Genomic DNA, 19,283 nt, shown 5'->3' with positions numbered 1-19,283 from the left:
CGGAAAACACCAAGTTTAGCGATAGTTCACGTGAAGAAAAGAAATTCGAAATATGTGGTGGCGCTTGCCGGTCTGGCGCTGATGGGGCTAAGCGCTTGCGCAACAGCGCCTGCGCCTTCTGGCTATGCAGATCCGCACGAGGATCAGAACCGCCGGACGCACCGTGCCAATGTCAATTTGGACAAAGCGCTGGTGTCGCCTGCGTCCAATACCTATGGCAGCCTTCTGCCGCAACCAGTGCGCGATTCGGTTTCGGCGTTCTCGGACAATGCATCCTTGCCGGGGGTGGTTGCGAACAACCTGTTGCAGGGCAATGTTGAAGACGCCGTCCACAACACGGTCCGTTTCGTGTTCAATTCTACGTTAGGTCTGCTTGGCATATTCGACGTGGCGACCGATATTGGTCTGGAGGAACGTGGTAGCGATTTTGGCGAAACCCTGCATGTGTGGGGCGCCGCGGAAGGGGACTATGTGGTTCTGCCCTTCTTTGGCCCGTCGACCGAGCGTGATGCCGTCGGTATCGTGGTGGACTTCGTGTTGAACCCACTAAGCTTGGCTTTGCCGACGGAAGTGAAACATCTTCCCAAAGCGGCCTGGGTTCTGTCTAAGTTTGGTGATCGCTATCAGTTCAGCGGTACGATTGAAGAGTTTTACGAAAGCGAAGAAGGCTATGAGCTGATGCAGCTCTATTATCTGGACTCGCGCCGCTACGAACTTGGCGTTGAAGTAGAAGATGACGAGCTTGAGGATATTTACGATGCGTATGATGGGTAACGAGACCTCTATGACACGTCGCGCCTTTGTTGGCGGGCTGGCTGGTTTGGGCGTATTGGCTGCGATGCCGGGCCGTGCACTGGCTGCGATTTCCGCGTCTCAGGCGGAAAGCCTGATTGGCAAGGTTGTGCGCGACATTAACGGGATCATCAACTCGGGTGCGTCAGAGGCGACGATGATCAAGCGGTTCGAAGGCGTGTTCGCGGAATACGCTGATGTGAATTTCATTGCCCTGTCCGCGCTTGGCCCGGATGGCCGGTCGGCCAGCGCCGCGCAGAAAAGCGCCTTCGTCAAAGCGTTCCGTACCTACATGGCGCGCCGTTATGGCAGCCGCTTCCGCGAGTTTGAAGGTGGTCGCATTGATGTCGTCAGCACGACGCAAGTGAAAAGCCGTTTCGAGGTGCTGACCAAGACCACGCTGAAAGGTCATTCGCCGTTCGACGTCGTGTTTGTCGTGGCAGCCAGCAACGGCAAGTTCATCGACATGCAGGTCGAAGGGATTTCGATCGTGAAATCCGAGCGCAAGGAAATCGGCGCGATGCTGGACCGCCGCAAGGGTGATCTGAACCAGCTGATCGCGGATCTACAAAAGGGCTGATCTTCGCCCCATAGAATGAAGAAAGCCCCGGCCAATGTGCTGACGCATTCCGTGAGTTGGGACATGCCAACAAGACAACCTGTCGCGTTCATCGCGGCAGGTTTTTGTTTTTGAACAGGAAAGTCGGTTTGGATCGTCGGCCGGTCTGGGCCGAGCGCAACTGACATATCGGCGAGGTTGAAGAAACTGACCTTCTTAATCTCGCGGTCGATCAGAATCCCGAGATGCGCCACCACCCTAATGGGCAATGCGTTTTGAACGTCGCATGCATGGCGTACCACGTGCAACGCGAATACTCGGCTTTGTCCCGCTGATCGACAGTTCGCCGAGTTGTCGATCTTGCTGGCGCAGCGAACGGTGGTCGTCTTGGGTCGCAACGCAACGTAGCATAGCACGGCTAAAAGTCAGGTCTGGGCCGTTCCCGTCGCTAGGTAAACAGGGGGGATTCCGGTCATTCGCTGCATGTGCGAGCCAAACATGCCGTAGAGTTGGAAGTCGACATTCAGGCGACGTCTTATCCCGTTTTGCTCTGCAATGCCGCAAGCCAACTCTTCACGAATACTGCCGACAAGCTAAACGTCCATTCTGCGTCAGAACGCACTCTTCGAAGTTAAGCTTGCTCTTGACTGACTGACGGTCAGTCAGTAACAAATGACCAACGGAGGATCGTAATGGCACGAATCGTCAAAGCCCCTGAAGAACGGCGCGCCGAAATCGTCGAAACAGCGGATCGGCTGTTTCGCGAGCATGGCTATGCCAAATGCTCGGTTGAGATGATCATTCGCGAGATTGGCGTCGCAAAAGGGACCTTCTATTATTATTTCAAATCCAAGCCGGACATCCTCGAAGCAATCGTTGACAAAACCCTCGCCCAAATTGTCGAGTCTGCCAAAGGCATTGCTGACGAACCCTCACTGACAGCAATGCAGAAGATGGAAGCTCTCTTGGGAAACAGCCACATCGGCGACGACGGCAGCCTTGAAGTCGCCGAAATGCTGCACCTTCCAGAGAACCGCGAGCTTCACGAACTCACCAACATTCAGACTGTTCTCCAACTCTCACCGATTCTGGCGCAGATCGTCGAGCAGGGGGTTGGTGAAAGTGTTTTCGAGGTCGAGAAGCCACTTGAAACGATCCAGTTTCTTTTCACCGGTGCGCAGTTCCTGACCGACGGCAGCATGTTTGGGTTCTCCGAGGCCGAACTCCGTGCAAGGCGCTTGGTGATGCAAACAATCATAGAAAAAGCACTCGGCGCCAAGCCGGGGAGTTTTGACTTCATGAACCCGATCCGGACCGTGGAGTAGAGGCATGAGCAAAGAAACAGACAAGGTTTTCCAGTGCCGCATCCTGCGGATCGGAAGGCTGTTCTTATTTGCAATTCGAGGGCCAAAAGCGCCCCGGCTTGCCCTGCTTCAACTCTATACACGGGGGAAACTCCCATGGCAGATATTGCCTCAAAAACTCACACCGTTCAGGTACCATCCCGCGCGATCATCGGTTTCTACGCTCTGACGTTCGCGATTACCTGGGGGCTCGTTGGTGGCTACATCCTTGCGCCTGACTGGGCCGCGGCAACTTTCGGCGAGATCAGCGGATCACACCCGTTCTTCTTTCTTGCAACATGGGCGCCGGCGATCTCGGCCTTTGCAGTTGTTCTCTTTTTTGGGGGATTGATAGGCCTGAAATCCTTTCTGTCGCGGCTCTTCATGTGGCGGGGGTCGCCGCCTTGGGTGGTCTTTATCCTGATCGGCATACCGCTTGTCTTCATGATGGGGTCGTTGATGAAAGGCGGGCCGTTTTTTGCGCCGCTCCCACCAGAGGGGGTCGGCGCCGTCGGCGCGCTCACTCTGATGATGCTCTTTCTCGGACCAATCGAGGAATTTGGCTGGCGGGGCATCGCGCAGCCAATTCTGCAACGGCGCATGGCACCGCTCTGGGCCGGTGTGATCATCGGCACACTCTGGGGGATCTGGCACCTGCCTGCGTTTTTTCTATCCGGCACCGTCTTTGCCGGGTGGAACTTCTTTCCCTTTCTCGTCGGCAACATCACCCTTGCAGTTCTTGTGACACCAATCTTTAACACGTCACGCGGCAGCCTTCTCTGGCCGATGCTGTTCCATTGGCAGTTGATCCTTCCAATCTGGCCGGATGCACAACCCTTTGATACATGGATTCTGGTGGCGGTCACCGTCGTCGTCGTGTGGTGGAACCGAGAGACAATGCTTCACCGTACCGGTTCGGTGACGGAGGTCATTCCTGACAATGGGGGAGCGAGCCTGTGAAACGCCCTCTATTACATATCGTCACGCTTCTCGTCCTGCCCTTCGTGATTTCCCTGCCGGTAAGTGCAGCAGAAAACAGCGCGCGCGAAAGGGTCCAGGGTTTGCTTGAAGACTTCCAGCAGACTTACGGCTTCCCCGGCGCAACTGTCGCGTTCTCACTGGCGGATGGCCACATTGAGACGCTTGCAATCGGTCTTGCGGACGTCGAGGCCGGTGTCCCGATGACGACAGAAAGCCGAATGCTGGCGGCGAGCATCGGAAAGATGATCTGGGGGGCTTTGGCGCTCTCGCTTGAGTCGGAAGGAGCGCTAAGCCGTGCCGATCTTGTCTCTGACCACCTCGGCCATCTTCCGTGGTTTGATCGCCTCCCAAATGCGGATACCATGACTGTCGGTCAACTCTTGACCCACAGTGCCGGCCTGCCGGACCACGTTCATATGGAAGATGTCGCTGCTTCGCTGATTGCCCTGGGGTTGCGAACGCCCTTTGAGCCGGACGAGATCATCGCATTCATTCTGGACGAACCCCCGCTATTCGAGGCGGGGTCGGCATGGGCTTACACCGATACTGGCTATCTTTTGCTTGGCTTGGTGATCGAGGCGGCGACTGGCGAGGACGTATTTGACCTTGCCCGGAAGAGGTTCCTTATACCGCTGGATTTGACAAGAACGAACCCGTCCAACGCCCCAGGGATCGAGGGTCTGGCCGTCGGCTACACCGAGGAGAGCAATCCGTTCGGCCTTCCGCCGCGCACGATGGACGAGAGTGGAAGTCTGGCTTGGAACCCAGCCATAGAATGGACGGGTGGAGGCTTTGCATCGACCTCGGCAGACCTCGCCAAATGGGGGCAGGCCTTGTTCAATGGGGAAGCCATGGAGTCCGAATATCTTGACCGATTGCTTGACGGTGTTCCGGTTCACCCGGACGCGCCCGGAATAATTTACGGCAGTGGTGTTGCCATCTATCAAGATACGCCACATGGCCCAGTCTTTGGGCATGGCGGCTGGATTCCGGGCTACGTCTCGAGCGTCAGGCACTACGCCGACCATGACCTCACAATCGCTTTTCAGATCAATTCTGATGTGGGAGTTCTCGATGATGCGACAGACCTTGTTTCTGCGTTAGAGATTGCCTTGGCAGAGGCGCTGATCGGGTCGGCTACTCAATGAGGCCTGTCCACTTTTTCAAGTGACTTCCGGAGCGGACGTTCGTTGTTTAGTCGCGGATGCCGGCGTTGCTCTGCAGATTATGAGTGCGCCACCTCTTGAAAGAACATCCGCAGCAAATGACCGGATCAATGAAGCTGCGCTGCGGCGCCATATACCAAATCCAATGTCCGGTTGGGGCCGGATTTGGACCCTTCCGAATTGAACCGTTGAAGATGTTGAAGAAGAATTGAAATTCGCCATCAAAAATTTTGGACCCCGGCGTAGCTGGCGCCGGGGCCCTATTTGTGTCCCACCACACGGAATGCGTCACCAATGTGCCGGGGCATTTTCTTTGTACGTCTCTTGGATCAGTTGCCTTGGCCGAAGATCGACCGGAGCACACCGATAAACACATCCTCGACAGCTTCGCCGACCGACCCACCACCCCGACCGTTTTGCGGGATGCCTTGGAAGCCGGGGGTGTCACCCGAGTTCATCGTGCGTCCGTCGAACTGCGGCACGAAATCCGGGCGGATCATCGGCAGCGGTGTGGGGACCAGTTGAGACTGAATGTTCACCATCGCCTCGCGCCACATCTCGGCCGGAAGACCGCCGCCGGTCACGCCTTTCAGGGGCGTGTTGTCGTCATAGCCCATCCAGATGCCCATCACGTAATCCGCCGTGAAGGCGATGAACCACGCATCGCGCGCCGATTGGCTGGTGCCGGTCTTGCCTGCGATCTCAAGCCCGTCGATCCGCGCGCGTGTGCCGGTGCCTTCTTGGATCACGCGGTGCATCATATATGTTAGCTGCGCGGCGGCCTCGCGCGAGATTACGCGCTCGCCGATGCCGCCGGTCTGGGTCATCAGGGGATCACGGTCACCGACGAGGCTTAGCTCGGTCAGGCCATAGGGTGTCACGGATGAGCCGCCGTTCAGGATGCCCGCATAGGCGCCGGTGGTTTCCAGAAGCGTGCCGTCCGACGCGCCAAGCGCAAGCGCGGGCCCCGCGGCAAGATCGCTTTCGATGCCAAACATTGACGCGACCGAGCGCACGGCCTCGCGCCCGACTTCCTCGGACACTTTTACGGCGGGGATGTTCAGGGATTTGGCCAAGGCTTCGGTGAAGCTGACCGGGCCATAGAATTTTTTCGAGTAGTTCTTGGGGCACCATTCGCCCGAGCCCGCGATGTTCAGGCAATAGGGCTCGTCGATGACGAAGTCATTCCACTGGAACCCCATGTCCAGCGCAGCGGCGTAGACGAAGGGCTTGAAGGCCGAGCCAGTCTGGCGCTTGGCTTGTGTGGCGCGGTTGAACGCCCCCGTCACGCGGGTTTCACGTCCTCCCACCAGACCCCGGACCGCGCCATCGGCGCTCATCACCACAATCGCGGCCTGCGCTTTCGATCCATCCGAGACCTTTTCGTCAAAGATCTTGGCCATCGCATCTTCCGCCGCTTTCTGAATACGCGGATCCAGCGTGGTCTTGATAATCACGTCCTCGGTCGTCTTGCGGGTCAGGAAAGCCGGCAGGTCGCCCATGATCCAATCCGCGAAATACCCACCCGCCTGCGCCTTGGCGGCTTTCGACAGAGTGGCAGGGTTCGCTTGATACTGTGCGGTTTCCTTGTCCGACAGAAAGCCTTGTTCGTTCATCAGGCGCAGAACAGTGGCCGCGCGATCCTGCGAGCGTTTCAGGTCGTTGGTCGGGGCAAAGCGTGACGGCGCCGTCAGCATACCCGACAGCATAGCGGCCTGCGCCGGATTCAGCTCGGACGCGGGGATGGCGAAATAGCGTTGCGATGCCGCGTCGAACCCGAACGATCCCGCACCCAGATAGGCGCGGTTCATATAGATCGTCAGGATCTCGTCCTTGGTGAACTTGGTCTCCAATGCCATCGCATAGACGGCTTCCTTCATCTTGCGCCACAAGGACCCTTGGCGGCAGTCGGCTTCATAGGCCGCTTCGTTCTTCCATTGGTCGGGATCATAGGGCACGCCAAGGCACAGAAGCTTGGCGACCTGCTGCGTCAGGGTCGAGCCGCCGTGACCCGACAAAGGCCCGCGCCCTTCGCGCATGTTAATCCGCACAGCGCTGGCAATCCCGCGTGGGCTGAGGCCGAAATGGCCGTAGAACCGTTTGTCTTCCGTCGCGACAACAGCGTTCTTCAGATGTGGGCTGACGGTTTCGGTGGTGATGGTGCGCCCGCGTTGGTCTCCGCGCCAGGCGTAGACCTCGCCATAGCGGTCCAGAATTGTGACCGAGCCTTTGGCCCGACCATCCAGCATTGTGTTCAGCTCTGGCATCGTTGACGCGAAATAGAACACCGCAACGCCGATAAGCAGCGCGGTCACCACCGCGCCCTTCCACATCAGGCGCCAGAACAGTCGGAACACCCAGCCGATCAGGACGAAGGGCCACATCAGGATAGAGCGTGGCTTCTTTGGGCCACCGCCACCCGCGCCGCGACGCTTGGTGGCGGCTTTGCGCTTGGTGGTCGTCGTCTTGCGCGCAGGCTTTTTGGGCGCCGCCTTTTTCGCAGGGTAACGCTTGTCTGCCACCAGGGTGGGGCGCTTTTGGCCAGATTGGCTCATGATACTTGTCCGGGTCTGCTCGGTGTCTGCTCAGGGCTTGTCTTTGTGACTTAGCGATTCGTTACGGGCAAGTGTAGCCCGAAGCCTGTTAGCGCGCGACTTTTCGCGCTGCTGCATTTTTCAGCACAGCCCTAGGCAACCGCGTCATTTTCCAAGCGCACCCGGTTTTCAGGTCAGCTTTCCTGCCCAATTTCTGCTCACTCCCGTGCATTTTTCTGCGCTGCGGCGTCTGACTTGCCTCAAGCGCATGGTGACCACGCCATGCCGAAAAGGGAAAGGAAAGAACGTGAAACTGATCATTGCAGCGATCAAACCGTTCAAGTTGGAAGACGTACGCGAGGCCCTGACCACCGTAGGCGTCACCGGCATGATGGTTTCTGAAATCAAGGGCTTTGGGGCCCAGTCGGGTCACACCGAGATCTATCGCGGCGCAGAATACGCCGTGAACTTTTTGCCGAAAATCAAGCTTGAGATCGTCGTGAATGACGACCTTGCCGCCGAAGTCGTCGAGACCATCTCGAAGGCCGCACATACCGGCAAGATCGGTGATGGCAAAATCTTCACCCTCGACGTGTCGGACGCCATGCGCGTGCGCACCGGCGAAACTGGCGTTGACGCCGTATAAGCGTGAAAGGACAGACGATGACACGCAAACTTCTGATTTCGACGGCCCTGTTGGCCGCACTGCCGGGGTTGGCTTTCGCAGAAGGCGAAGCCGCGCCACACACCGGTTTCATCCTGACTTCGGTCTTGTTCCTTCTGGGCGGCATTCTGGTCTTCTGGATGGCCGCTGGTTTTGCCATGCTGGAAGCTGGTCTGGTGCGTTCCAAGAACGTGACCATGCAGTTGACCAAAAACATCGCGCTCTTCTCGATCGCGGCGATCATGTATTGGCTGGCGGGCTACGGCATCATGTATCCGGGTGACTGGCTGGTCGAAGGCTGGCTTGGCCCGTTCTTCGCCGTGACCTCGCTTGACCCGGTTGGGGTTGCTGCTGATGCCGTGGACGTAAGCTATGCCTCGGGCGCATCGGACTTCTTCTTCCAGCTGATGTTCTGTGCCACCACGGCCTCGATCGTATCGGGTACGCTGGCTGAACGTATCAAACTGTGGCCCTTCCTGGCCTTCGTTGTTGTCCTGACCGGCTTCATCTATCCGATCGAAGCAAGCTGGCAGTGGGGCGGCGGCTGGTTGTCGGAAGCTGGCTTCTCGGACTTCGCTGGCTCGACACTGGTGCACGCAGCAGGTGGCTTCGCAGCTCTGGCGGGTGTCCTGATCCTGGGACCGCGTATCGGCAAGTACAAAGACGGCCGCACGATCCCGATGCCGGGTTCGAACCTGCCGCTGGCTACTCTGGGGACGTTCATCCTGTGGCTGGGTTGGTTTGGCTTCAATGGCGGCTCGCAGCTGGCCATGGGCACGATCAGCGATGTTTCGGACGTGGCACGTATCTTCGCCAACACCAACATGGCTGCTGCCGCCGGTGCTGTGGTTGCGATGATCATGACCCAGCTGATGTTCAAGAAGGTCGACCTGACGATGACCCTGAACGGCGCACTGGCTGGTCTGGTCTCGATCACCGCCGAGCCTCTGGCCCCGACGCTGTTCCAGTCGCTGATCATCGGTGGCGTAGGTGGCGCGATCGTGGTCTTCGTGGTGCCGCTGCTGGACCGCCTGAAGATCGACGACGTGGTTGGTGCCATCCCGGTACACCTGGTTGCAGGCTTCTGGGGTACATTCATCGTGGCTTGGACCAACACCGACGCCAGCTTTGGCACCCAGATCATGGGCTTCCTGGCAATCGGCATCTTCGTCTTCGTCGTAAGCTACATCTTCTTCTCGATCATCAAGGCCACCATGGGTCTGCGGGTCAGCGAAGAGGAAGAAGTGAACGGACTGGACATGTCCGAACTGGGCATGGAAGCCTACCCGGAATTCACCAACGGGTAAGACATAAACGCCGGGGGATTAACCCCCGGCACACGCTGGCCGCGCAAACGCCAAGGCCAACAGGGTGGAAAAGGGGGCTGCAAGGTCCCCTTTTCTTTTTGCGTTATCCCTATGCCGTTCACGGCCTGCGCTGCGACAATGACAAGTCTTCACATTCATAAAATAATATGTGATAGAGGGTGCAACTAGGTCACAAAGATACTGGATAGCGAAAATGAATGCACAACGCGCAACAATGTCCATCGCAGGACTGTTCGTTCTGATCAGCCTTGGATTGGCTCAAGCCAATGGGCAGATCGATATCACCTCGGTGAGCTGGCTTTGGTTCACGGCTTTCGTTGGCCTGAATCTGTTCCAAGCCGGACTGACGGGCTTTTGTCCTTTGACAAGAATTCTCGTGAAGCTCGGGCTGAGACCTGCCACTTAATTCTGAGGGCAATGGTCCTCTGTCGTCCTCGCAGCGCTTTTATGCAACTGGACGCTAGATTTCCGAAGGGGGCTGGAAGGCCCTCTTTTCGTTTGTTCGCAATCGAAACACCATTGGGACCTTGGCTCCCGACTTGAAATAGTGTGATACTAACCGTAGGTTGATTTTGATGACGAGCACGGTGGCTCGTCTGAATGGAAAAATCGGAAGTTCGTTTTGAAATTAGCTCTTTTCTCGTTGTGTATTGTGCTTGCAGCTTCTGCGGCGTCTGCCCGCGAAGTGATCGCAAATGTTCAAGTGAAGGGTGGCCCAGCCCTTATCTACGATGATGGGTTTTGGAGGTTTGACGACGAAGTCGGTGAAGTTTGCACCCCGACAGGTAAGCACGGAGAGGTGTGCGCGTTGCCATCCGTTTGGTCTCGTTTGCCGGATGTAGATGAGAGTCGCTATGATCTTCCTGAATTTGTGCAAGGTGAATACCTTGCCGAGTTCAGTGTCCTCCAGAGGCGCAATGGAACTTTGGATCTAAACAATGTTTTAGCGTTCATTGGCAATCAGACAATGCACGATGGACTACGGGGCTTGGCGCTTTTGTCTACCGAAGGATCAATTGGCAACCTCGACGGTAAACACGTGGTTGTCTCTGCCGGTGCAAACGGCGTGTTTGCCTTTACGTTCGCAAACCAAAATGGCCGGTTTTTGATAGCCCAAACCAGAGATCAGAACTCGACGATTTATCACTCTGGCCATCAGAAAGCGCACGAGAGCTTTGTGCAATCACTCTATCCTGCACCGTTTGATTCTGGTCAGGAGTAAGGCAGTTCTTTGAAAAGAGGTTGGGGCCTTAGCCCCAACCTTTGGAGTGTTTTTGCTAACGGTTAGGGCCTAAACCCCAACCTTCACAATCGCTGCTGCCAGCAACGGCACGGTTTCCTCATTCAGACCCGCGATGTTCATGCGGCTGTCACCGACCATGTAGATGCCGTGATCCACGCGCAGGGCTTCGACCTGTTCGGGAGTGGCGCCGAGGCGCGAGAACATGCCGCGGTGGTCGGCGATAAAGCCAAAGCGGTCTGAACCAGAGCGGGCGCGCAGTTCACCTGCCAGCTTTTCGCGCAGGGCCAGCATCCCGGTGCGAACCTCTTCCAGCTCGGCCATCCAGTCGGCTTTCAGACCTTCATCCTCAAGGATCATGGTCACCAGACGGGCGCCGTGATCGGGCGGGAAGCTGAAGTTCTGACGGTTCAGGTGGGTCAGGTTCTGCTGGGTCACGCCTGCTTGCTCGGCGTTCTCCGAGATGCAGGTCAGAAGACCGGTACGCTCGCGATAGATGCCGAAGTTTTTCGAGCAGCTGGCCGCGATCATCGCTTCCGGCACGGCTTGTGCGATCAGGCGCACGCCAGCCGCGTCTTCCTCCAGACCGTCGCCAAAGCCCTGATAGGCGATGTCGATCAGCGGGGTCGCGCCTTTTTCAACGATCAGGTCCGCGACCTCTTTCCACTGGGGCAGGGTCAGGTTTGCGCCGGTCGGGTTGTGGCAGCAACCGTGCAGCAGCACAGCGTCGCCCGCCTTGATGCCCTTCAGGTCTTCCATCATCCCGTCGAAATCAACCGCGCGACTTTCGTTGTCGAAATAGCGGTACTCGGCCATGTTCATGCCAAGATGCTTGATGATCGAGGGGTGGTTCGGCCAGGTGGGTGCCGACAGCCAGATCGTGGCGTCGGGCGAGGCCATCTTGATCAGCTCGACCGCTTGGTGGATCGCGCCGGTGCCGCCGGGTTGGGCAGCCATCGACAGGCGCTCGGACGGGATCACGTCGCCCAGAACCAGCTTGGTCAGCGCGTTGCCATAGGCCGGATCGCCGGCCAGACCGGTATAGGATTTGGTGCTTTCAACGTCCCACAGAACCTTCTCGGCGGCTTTGACAGCGCGCATCACAGGGGTGACACCCTGCGCGTTCTTATAAACGCCAACGCCAAGGTCGATTTTGCCTTCGCGCGGGTCTTCGCGGTACTGCTGCATCAGCGCCATGATCTTGTCTTTGGGCTGGGCTTTCAGGTTGGTGAACATCGTCTACTCTCCGGTTTCGACTTTCAGGTCGGAATACATGCCCCATTCGGACCAGCTGCCGTCATAGACCGCGTGGCGGTCATGGCCCTGACGCTCAAGCGCAAGCGCAAGGATCGCGGCCGTCACGCCCGAGCCGCAGCTGAGGATGGCGGGTTTGTCCAGATTGACATTCGCGGCTTCAAAAATTGCGCGGGTGTCTTCGGGGGATTTCATCGTGCCGTCCGCGTTCAGAAGCGTGGCAAAAGGTACGTTTTTCGAGTTCGGGATGTGCCCGGCGCGCAAACCCTCACGGGGTTCCGGAACCTCGCCGCGGAAGCGTTCTGCGCCACGGGCGTCAATGATCTCGTAGTCGCCAAGCTTCGAGGCAGCCGCAACCTGTGTCACGTCCTTGATCATGTGCGCCTGACGGGTGACGGTCATGTGGCGGTCACGGATGACGGGAGGCATGTCTTCGGTCGGGTGGCCCTCGGCTTGCCATTTCGGCAGACCGCCATCCAGAACGGCAATGTCCTTGTGACCCATCAGGCGGAACATCCACCAGACGCGGGCGGCAGAAAACAGGCCCATACCGTCATAAACAACGATCTGATGGCCGTCGCCCACGCCCAACGCGCGCACGCGGGACATGAACTTTTCCACCGGAGGCATCGTGTGTGGCAGGTCCGAGCGCAGGTCGGCAATTTCATCGATGTCGAAATAGCGCGCGCCGGGGATGTGCGCGGCGTCATATTCCGCCTTCGCGTCCCGGTTCATATCCGGCATGTACCAACTGGCATCAAGGATGCGCAGATCCGGGTCTTTCAAATGTTTCGCCAGCCAGTCGGTCGAGACCAGCGTTTTCGGGTCGCTATGCGGCATGGCTTTCCCTCCGGTCAGTGTTCATTACTGCCTAGTCCCGGACGCACCGATAGGCAAGTAATTGCGTCGAGCTGCCCACGAAAAAAGGGGAGACCGAAGCCTCCCCACCACTCGCTAAATAACTTTGGTGCTTATTTCGCCAGCATGTTGCGCACAACGCCTACCACAGCAAGCAACACACCTCCGCCAACACCACCCGTAGCCACTTGGCCAAGGATGGACGCAATGTCCAAGCCACCCGCGCCTGCGGTGTCTGCAATGCCGCCCGCGCCCAGCATCGACAGGATCGAGCCTCCAAGGCCACCCCCGGCGATCCCAGCGATCGAGTTGATCAGCGTGCCTTGGTTAAGATTTTTCAGAAGGCCGCCAGCGACGTTGCCGCCGATTGCGCCCGAAACAAGATTGATGAGAAGAGCTTCCACGATATGCCTCTTAGTTCAGTTCAGGGCGATGCCCCAATTGGATCTTGTCCAAAGCGAACCACGGACAGATAGTCGAATTAAGGGGAAAGCGTGTTGTGAACAGACGCTTACGTCTAGGTTAACCAGACGTGGCGCAGCGGCGCAGAGCGGTGTCCAGAGCTTGCCGGAAGCGGGCGCGATCGGTTTTGGAAAACGCTTTGCCGCCGCCTTGGCGGAACGGATCTGCCGCGCGCAGGTCTGCCATCAGGTCGCGCATGGCAAGCTGTTCGCGCACGTTGGCCTGAGTGAAGCGCTCGCCATTGTGGCGCAGCACTTCGGCGCCAGCTTCGACGCATTTGGCAGCGAGCGGGATGTCCCCGGTGACCACCACATCGCCGGGTCCCGCGCGATCAGCGATCCACATATCCGCGATATCAGGGCCATCGGGCACATAAATCATTTCGACCAGCGGGTTCGGCGACGGTCGCAGCCCGCCATTCGACACCAGAAACATCTGGGTTTTATAGCGGGTCGCGACGGCCTCGGCCTCGGCTTTGACCGGGCAGGCATCTGCGTCGATATACAGGGCCATCAGGTTACGCCCACAGGGCCTCGGCATGGAAGCTGACGTGGTCTTCCATGAAGGTCGAGACGAAGAAATAGCTGTGGTCATAGCCCGGCTGCATGCGGAACACGGCCTCTTGCCGGCGGGTGGCGATGGCATTGGCCAGTGTTTCGGGCTTCAGAAGATCGATGAACTGGTCCTTGGTGCCTGTGTCGATCAGCATCGGCCCATCGAAGCCCACGTTCTTCATCAGAAGGCTGGCATCATGCGCAACCCACTTGGTGGTGTCGTCGCCAAGATAAGCGCCTAGCTGCTTCTTGCCCCAGTCCGATGCGGTCGGATTGCAGATCGGCGAAAAGGCCGACACCGAGCGGAAGCGTTCAGGCAGAGTCATGGCGATGGTCAGCGCGCCGTGGCCACCCATTGAATGGCCAGTGATGCCTTGGCGTTCCGCATCCAGCGCGAAGTTGTTGAAGACCAGATCAGGCAGATCCTCGGTGATGTAATCCCACATCTGGAAATGCGGCGCCCACGGATCCTGTGTGGCGTTCACATAGAACCCGGCGCCTTGGCCCAGATCATAGGCGTCGTCATCCGCTACACCTTCCCCGCGGGGGCTGGTGTCGGGGAAGATCAACGCGATGCCTTGTTCGGCTGCCCATGCCTGCGCGCCTGCCTTGGTCATGGCGTTTTCATGGGTGCACGTCAGACCCGACAGATACCACAGCACGGGCACGGGGCCGTCCTGTGCTTCGGCCGGTTGGAACAGGCCAAAGGTCATGTCCGTCCCCGTGGCGTCCGAGGCGTGTTTATAGACCCCTTGCGTGCCGCCGAAACAGGCGTTCTCCGAAATCGTTTCCATGGCGCGTTCCTTTCGAAAGATGTTGTCCCGACCTAACTAGAGGCGCGGCGCAATGGCAATGGGGAATGCACGCAGCGCCAGCGCGATCATGCCAACGGCCCATAGCGTGCCGCCTGCGTGGTAGAGAAGGGTTGGGTCGTCCACCCAGCCTGCGCAGACGCGCAGCGCGGCCCCCAGATGAAGCACGCTGAACAAGAGCGTATCGGCGCGTGTCGCCTCGATCGGACGGCCAGAGTGGCCCAGCAAAGCGCGTAACATGACGATGGCGGTCATGGTGCCGATGGCGCCAGCCCCCAGCGCGTGATGGGCCTGATCACTGCTGTCCCAATCGCCAAGACTGGTCGCTGCCAGAAGGCCCAGCCCGATCACAAGCCACGCATAGGCTGCGTGTTGGGCAAACAGAAGCGGCTCTTTCCAGACCGCCAGCCCGCGCCAGCGCGACAGGCGTAGGGCTTGCGCAAAGGCGGCGAGGACCGCAGCGATGCCCGTCAGCATGCTGGTGTCGGTTACGATCCACAGAAGCGCCGTTGCGACAGTCAGGAGCAGGGCGGATTTGTCGACCGTGCCGAACTCGGGTGGTAGACGTGTCGCGCCGCGTTTCTTCAACCAATTGCGGCTGAAGGCGGGGGTGACGCGGCCGCCGATCAGGGTCATCAAGACCAATGATACGGCAAAACCAGCTGTTACGCCGATCTGTGTGTCGAACCACAAGAACACAATCTGCGCGGCCCAGAAGCCAGCAATCATGGCGACCACGACGATATTGCGTGTGTTGCCCGCGGCCACGATCTCGCGCAGGGCCAGAGCTGCCGCAACGGGCAGGAAGCTGGCGGTCAGTAGCTGCGAGGTTGCCGCGTCTGGGGCGGCGAACATCGCCGCACGCCCCGCAAGCCACAAGATGAACAACGCCAGCAAAGCCATCGGGGACAGGGCAGGGCGGCCCGTCCAATTGGGGATCGCGGTGAACAGAAAACCGGCGAGCGCGGCGGGCAAATATCCCCACAGCATCTCGTGCTGGTGCCACAGGTAAGCGTCGGTGACGGGGGTCGCGGCTCCGGAATGGGCGATCAGCCACAAGGGGATCGACAGCCCGGCGAACAGAGCTGCAGCGGGGAAGAACGGGCGATAGGCTCCGGTCAGAAGGATCATGATGTTACCCATGCGATGATGGCGGATACGGTCAGGACCGAGACCAGCGTCGACAGCAAAATAGCCGAGGACACTCGTTGCGGGGCCACCCCATAGTGTTGCGCCAGAATATAGACGTTGCCCGCCACCGGTAGGCCCGCGGCAGCCACCATGACACCTGCCATGAAGGGCTCGACATCGAAGACCATGAAGGCCAAGACACCCACGGCTAGCGGATGCAGGATTAACTTGGCGAAGCTCAGCCAGCCCGCGACGGACAGGCGTTCCGCGGATTTCGAGGCCAAGGACGCTCCGATGGCAAACAGCGCGCCGGGGGTCGAGGCGCCGGCGAGCAGGTCGAGAAACCGTTGAACAGGCTCGGCCAAATCCCATCCGGTCGAGGACCACGCGAACCCAAGCGCCATCGAGACGATCATCGGGTTCGACACCAGCCCTTTGCCGACAGTCCCCAGTACCGCGGGGCTGACCCGCCCGTCGCGCGTGCCGGTGATGATGATCACGATCAGGCTGCTGAACAGGAACAGATCGACGGCCAAAACCAGCATGACAGCGGGGATTGCGGCCTCGCCCAAGAGCAGCGCCAGCATCGGCACGCCCAGAAACCCGGTGTTGCCGATCACCGCGCATTGCGCTTCTATGGCAGCCTCTTGCGCGCCGCGCTTGCGGACCAGTGCCACCACGGTGGCAAGGATGTAGACGCCCAATCCCCCCAGCGCGTAGGCCCAGATGAAGGGCCAACTGATCACCTCGGCCAGCGACAGGTTGGCGGAAAAGCGAAACAACATGGCCGACAGCGCGAAATAGAACACGAAGCGGGTCAAATAGGCTGTGGCTTCCGGTGGGAAAAACCCCCGCGCAGCGGCGCCAAAGCCCAGCCCGATCAGGGCAAAAAACGGAAGGGTCTGCAAAAGCACGTCGATCATGTGCCAAGCCCTAGCACGGAGTATTTCACTTGACCATGCGGCGCTTAGGCAGGCCGGGGATCCTCAAGCAACTCGACCTCGATAAAGGCGCATTCGAAGTCATTTCCGCTGATGACGTCATGCTCGACACCCGCCTTGCGGTCATAGGGCACACCGTTCTTAAGATGTGCCTGAACGCGGGTTCCGTCTGGCAGATCAATGTCGAGGGTTCCGTCGAACATCGGGATGACGAGGTAGTCGTAGGCGTGCCGATGCCAGCCGGTGTTGTCACCCTTCTTGGCAAACCGCCATTCGGTGACGCGCATCCGGTCATTTTCTAGCAACACCGTTCCTACGGCAGTTCCTTTTGCGTCGCACATAGCCGCCTCCTATTTGGTGACAATCCTGCGTTCGGGCCGTTGCTTCGGCTATCGCCAGTCGCCGAGATATGTCAGGCCAGCCTAGCCGCCGCCGATGATCGCCCCTGCCGCGAAGACCAGCGCGCCGCCCACGACAACCTGCAGCGTGGCCCGCATGAACGGGGTTTGCATGAAGCGGTTCTGGATCCAGACGATGGCCCAAAGCTCGATGAAGACGACGATGATCGCGATGGTCGTGGCGGTCCAGAAATCGGTGATCAGATAGGGTAGCGCGTGGCCCAGCCCGCCCAGCGTGGTCATGATGCCCGAGGCAAAGCCGCGCTTCACGGGGCTGCCGCGCCCCGACAGTTCGCCATCATCCGAGGCCGCTTCGGTGAAGCCCATCGAGATCCCGGCGCCGACGCTGGCCGCCAAGCCCACAAGGAAGGTGGTGTGCGTGTCCTGCGTGGCAAATGCGGTTGCGAAAATCGGCGCGAGGGTCGAGACCGAGCCGTCCATCAATCCTGCCAGCCCCGGCTGCACCCATGTCAGGATGAACTGACGATGGGCGGCCTCGTCTTCGCTCTCGCGCGCAGTTTCGTCCAGATGCTTGGTTTCCAGATCAACGGCGGCATGGGCGTGATCGGCTTCGGCCGCGGCCAGATCGCCCAGAAGCTTGCGCGTGTTTGCATCCGACGTAAGGTCGGCGGCCTTGCGATAGAACTGCTCTGCCTGTCGTTCCATCTCGCGGGCTTCGCCCCGGATGGTTTCAAGGCCCAAGTTTTCGACAAGCCAAATGGGACGGCGGGCATAGAAGCCAGCCACATGTTCGCGCCGGATCAGGGGGATCACATCGCCAAACCGCGCCTGATGCGCCTCGATCAGCAGGCGGCGATGTTCGTCTTCTTCCGCGGCCATGCCGTCGAACACTTTTGCGGACGAGGGAAATTCCTCGCGCAAATGCTCGGCATACTGCCGATAGATCCGCGCGTCGTCTTCCTCGTTCGAGATGGCCAGGGCGAGGATTTCCTGTTCGGACAGATCTGAAAAGCGGCGACGTTGCAGGGTGGCGGACAGCATGGAAAGCTCCTGAATTAGAATGGTTCTAATTTAGGGGTTTGCAAAAGGAAGGCAAGTCCACATTCTGTCGCGCCCGGAAAGAAAAAAAGGGGGCCGAAGCCCCCAATTGTGTTTGATGATCGCGTGGATCAGAATTCCACCACCGCACGGATGCTTTCACCCTTGTGCATCAGGTCAAACCCTTCGTTTATCTGATCCAGCGTCAGCTTGTGAGTGATCATCGGGTCGATCTCGATTTTGCCGTCCATGTACCAGTCGACGATCTTGGGCACGTCCGTCCGGCCCGACGCGCCGCCAAAGGCGGTGCCGCGCCACACGCGGCCGGTGACCAGCTGGAAGGGGCGGGTCGAAATCTCGGCGCCCGCAGGGGCGACGCCGATGATGATCGATTCCCCCCAACCCTTATGGGCGCATTCCAGCGCTTGGCGCATCACGTTCACATTGCCGGTGGCGTCAAACGAGTAATCCGCGCCGCCGCCCGTGAGCTCGACCAGATGGGCAACGATATCGCCGTCCACCTTCGAGGGGTTCACGAAATCGGTCATGCCAAAGTGACGGCCCATTTCTTCTTTGCCGTCATTCAGGTCGACGCCAACGATCTGATCCGCACCGGCCATGCGCAAGCCCTGGATCACGTTCAGACCAATGCCGCCCAGGCCGAACACAACGGCGGTCGAGCCGATCTCGACTTTGGCGGTGTTGATCACCGCGCCGATGCCGGTGGTGACGCCACAGCCGATGTAGCAGATCTTATCAAAAGGCGCGTCCTTGCGGACCTTTGCCAGCGCGATCTCGGGCACAACCGTGTGGTTGGCGAAGGTCGAGCAGCCCATATAGTGGTGGATCGGCGTGCCATCCAGCATCGAGAAACGGGTCGAACCATCCGGCAACAGACCTGCGCCTTGGGTCGAGCGGATCGACTGGCAGAGGTTGGTTTTCGGGTTCAGACAGTAGTCACACTCGCGGCACTCGGGCGTGTAAAGCGGGATCACGTGGTCGCCGACCTCAAGCGAGGTCACGCCTTCGCCCACCTCAATCACCACGCCTGCGCCTTCGTGGCCCAGAATAGCCGGGAAGATCCCCTCGGGGTCATCGCCAGAGCGGGTGAATTCGTCGGTGTGGCACAGGCCGGTGGCCTTGATTTCGACCAGAACTTCGCCGGCACGCGGGCCTTCAAGGTTCACTTCCATAATCTCAAGCGGTTTGCCGGCTTCAAGGGCTACGGCGGCACGGGTGCGCATGGGGGTCCTCCTGTTCGTGTGTT

General features: G+C 59.1%; 20 protein-coding genes. 9 read left to right on the top strand and 11 right to left on the bottom strand.

All coding sequences use genetic code 11. From position 1 onward, the window contains the following. Window positions 1-30: 30 nt before the first annotated feature. The 5 genes from MWU53_RS09575 to MWU53_RS09555 all read left to right on the top strand — a co-directional run bounded on the left by MWU53_RS09575 (window position 31) and on the right by MWU53_RS09555 (window position 4,823). Window positions 31-774: a VacJ family lipoprotein gene (locus MWU53_RS09575; RefSeq protein WP_247092752.1), complete on the top strand. Its 744-nt coding sequence runs from the start codon at window positions 31-33 to the stop codon at window positions 772-774. Between the two features lie 10 nt (window positions 775-784). Beyond that, window positions 785-1,372 carry an ABC transporter substrate-binding protein gene (locus tag MWU53_RS09570; protein WP_247092751.1) on the top strand — a complete coding sequence of 196 codons (588 nt, stop codon included), beginning with the start codon at window positions 785-787 and terminating at the stop codon, window positions 1,370-1,372. A 671-nt stretch (window positions 1,373-2,043) separates the two neighbouring features. After that, a complete protein-coding gene (locus MWU53_RS09565; protein WP_247092750.1) occupies window positions 2,044-2,676 on the top strand; it encodes a TetR/AcrR family transcriptional regulator in 633 nt (210 codons plus the stop codon). A gap of 135 nt (window positions 2,677-2,811) precedes the next feature. Next, entirely contained in the window at window positions 2,812-3,654 is an 843-nt protein-coding gene (locus MWU53_RS09560; RefSeq protein WP_247092749.1) for a type II CAAX endopeptidase family protein, read from the top strand. Beyond that, the gene (locus MWU53_RS09555; RefSeq protein ID WP_247092748.1) at window positions 3,651-4,823 is read left to right on the top strand and encodes a serine hydrolase domain-containing protein; all 1,173 of its coding nucleotides are present in this window, start codon (window positions 3,651-3,653) and stop codon (window positions 4,821-4,823) included. The genes MWU53_RS09560 and MWU53_RS09555 overlap by 4 nt, the downstream gene beginning before the upstream one ends. A gap of 347 nt (window positions 4,824-5,170) precedes the next feature. Here the strand turns inward: MWU53_RS09555 and MWU53_RS09550 are convergent, their stop codons facing one another. Next, a complete protein-coding gene (locus MWU53_RS09550; protein WP_247092747.1) occupies window positions 5,171-7,396 on the bottom strand; it encodes a transglycosylase domain-containing protein in 2,226 nt (741 codons plus the stop codon). Between the two features lie 286 nt (window positions 7,397-7,682). Here MWU53_RS09550 and MWU53_RS09545 point away from each other — a divergent pair, with 286 nt between their 5' ends. The 4 genes from MWU53_RS09545 to MWU53_RS09530 all read left to right on the top strand — a co-directional run bounded on the left by MWU53_RS09545 (window position 7,683) and on the right by MWU53_RS09530 (window position 10,589). After that, window positions 7,683-8,021 (top strand): P-II family nitrogen regulator, encoded by a 339-nt coding sequence (locus MWU53_RS09545; RefSeq protein ID WP_108855226.1) that lies wholly within the window; start codon window positions 7,683-7,685, stop codon window positions 8,019-8,021. Window positions 8,022-8,038: 17 nt separating this feature from the next. Continuing rightward, window positions 8,039-9,346 (top strand): ammonium transporter, encoded by a 1,308-nt coding sequence (locus MWU53_RS09540; RefSeq protein WP_247092746.1) that lies wholly within the window; start codon window positions 8,039-8,041, stop codon window positions 9,344-9,346. A gap of 214 nt (window positions 9,347-9,560) precedes the next feature. Further along, the gene (locus tag MWU53_RS09535; protein ID WP_108855228.1) at window positions 9,561-9,773 is read left to right on the top strand and encodes a DUF2892 domain-containing protein; all 213 of its coding nucleotides are present in this window, start codon (window positions 9,561-9,563) and stop codon (window positions 9,771-9,773) included. A gap of 216 nt (window positions 9,774-9,989) precedes the next feature. Next, window positions 9,990-10,589, top strand: coding sequence for a hypothetical protein (locus MWU53_RS09530; RefSeq protein ID WP_247092745.1), 600 nt, complete (start codon window positions 9,990-9,992; stop codon window positions 10,587-10,589). Between the two features lie 69 nt (window positions 10,590-10,658). Here MWU53_RS09530 and MWU53_RS09525 read toward each other — a convergent pair whose 3' ends face one another. The 10 genes from MWU53_RS09525 to MWU53_RS09480 all read right to left on the bottom strand — a co-directional run bounded on the left by MWU53_RS09525 (window position 10,659) and on the right by MWU53_RS09480 (window position 19,260). Next, entirely contained in the window at window positions 10,659-11,843 is a 1,185-nt protein-coding gene (locus MWU53_RS09525) for an amino acid aminotransferase (RefSeq protein ID WP_247092744.1), read from the bottom strand. A gap of 3 nt (window positions 11,844-11,846) precedes the next feature. Continuing rightward, window positions 11,847-12,701 (bottom strand): 3-mercaptopyruvate sulfurtransferase, encoded by an 855-nt coding sequence (sseA, locus tag MWU53_RS09520; protein ID WP_247092743.1) that lies wholly within the window; start codon window positions 12,699-12,701, stop codon window positions 11,847-11,849. A gap of 131 nt (window positions 12,702-12,832) precedes the next feature. Beyond that, on the bottom strand, window positions 12,833-13,123 hold the full coding sequence (locus tag MWU53_RS09515) for a hypothetical protein (protein WP_247092742.1): 291 nt from the start codon (window positions 13,121-13,123) through the stop codon (window positions 12,833-12,835). Window positions 13,124-13,241: 118 nt separating this feature from the next. Further along, the gene (locus tag MWU53_RS09510) at window positions 13,242-13,694 is read right to left on the bottom strand and encodes a YaiI/YqxD family protein (RefSeq protein WP_247092741.1); all 453 of its coding nucleotides are present in this window, start codon (window positions 13,692-13,694) and stop codon (window positions 13,242-13,244) included. Between the two features lie 4 nt (window positions 13,695-13,698). Next, window positions 13,699-14,529: an S-formylglutathione hydrolase gene (fghA, locus tag MWU53_RS09505; protein ID WP_247092740.1), complete on the bottom strand. Its 831-nt coding sequence runs from the start codon at window positions 14,527-14,529 to the stop codon at window positions 13,699-13,701. A 36-nt stretch (window positions 14,530-14,565) separates the two neighbouring features. Then, a complete protein-coding gene (locus MWU53_RS09500; RefSeq protein WP_247092738.1) occupies window positions 14,566-15,678 on the bottom strand; it encodes an NnrS family protein in 1,113 nt (370 codons plus the stop codon). Then, window positions 15,675-16,601 carry an AEC family transporter gene (locus MWU53_RS09495; protein ID WP_247092737.1) on the bottom strand — a complete coding sequence of 309 codons (927 nt, stop codon included), beginning with the start codon at window positions 16,599-16,601 and terminating at the stop codon, window positions 15,675-15,677. Before MWU53_RS09495 ends, MWU53_RS09500 begins: the two co-directional genes overlap by 4 nt. A gap of 44 nt (window positions 16,602-16,645) precedes the next feature. After that, a complete protein-coding gene (locus tag MWU53_RS09490; protein ID WP_247092735.1) occupies window positions 16,646-16,960 on the bottom strand; it encodes a cupin domain-containing protein in 315 nt (104 codons plus the stop codon). Between the two features lie 81 nt (window positions 16,961-17,041). After that, window positions 17,042-18,019, bottom strand: a complete 978-nt coding sequence (gene mbfA, locus MWU53_RS09485; protein ID WP_247092733.1) for an iron exporter MbfA — start codon at window positions 18,017-18,019, stop codon at window positions 17,042-17,044. Between the two features lie 128 nt (window positions 18,020-18,147). Continuing rightward, window positions 18,148-19,260: an S-(hydroxymethyl)glutathione dehydrogenase/class III alcohol dehydrogenase gene (locus tag MWU53_RS09480; protein WP_247092731.1), complete on the bottom strand. Its 1,113-nt coding sequence runs from the start codon at window positions 19,258-19,260 to the stop codon at window positions 18,148-18,150. Between the last annotated feature and the right edge of the window lie 23 nt (window positions 19,261-19,283).

The sequence above is a fragment of the Aliiroseovarius sp. S1123 genome (genome assembly GCF_023015885.1).
GTDB lineage: Bacteria > Pseudomonadota > Alphaproteobacteria > Rhodobacterales > Rhodobacteraceae > Aliiroseovarius.
This window is presented reverse-complemented; position numbering and strand designations above follow the sequence as displayed.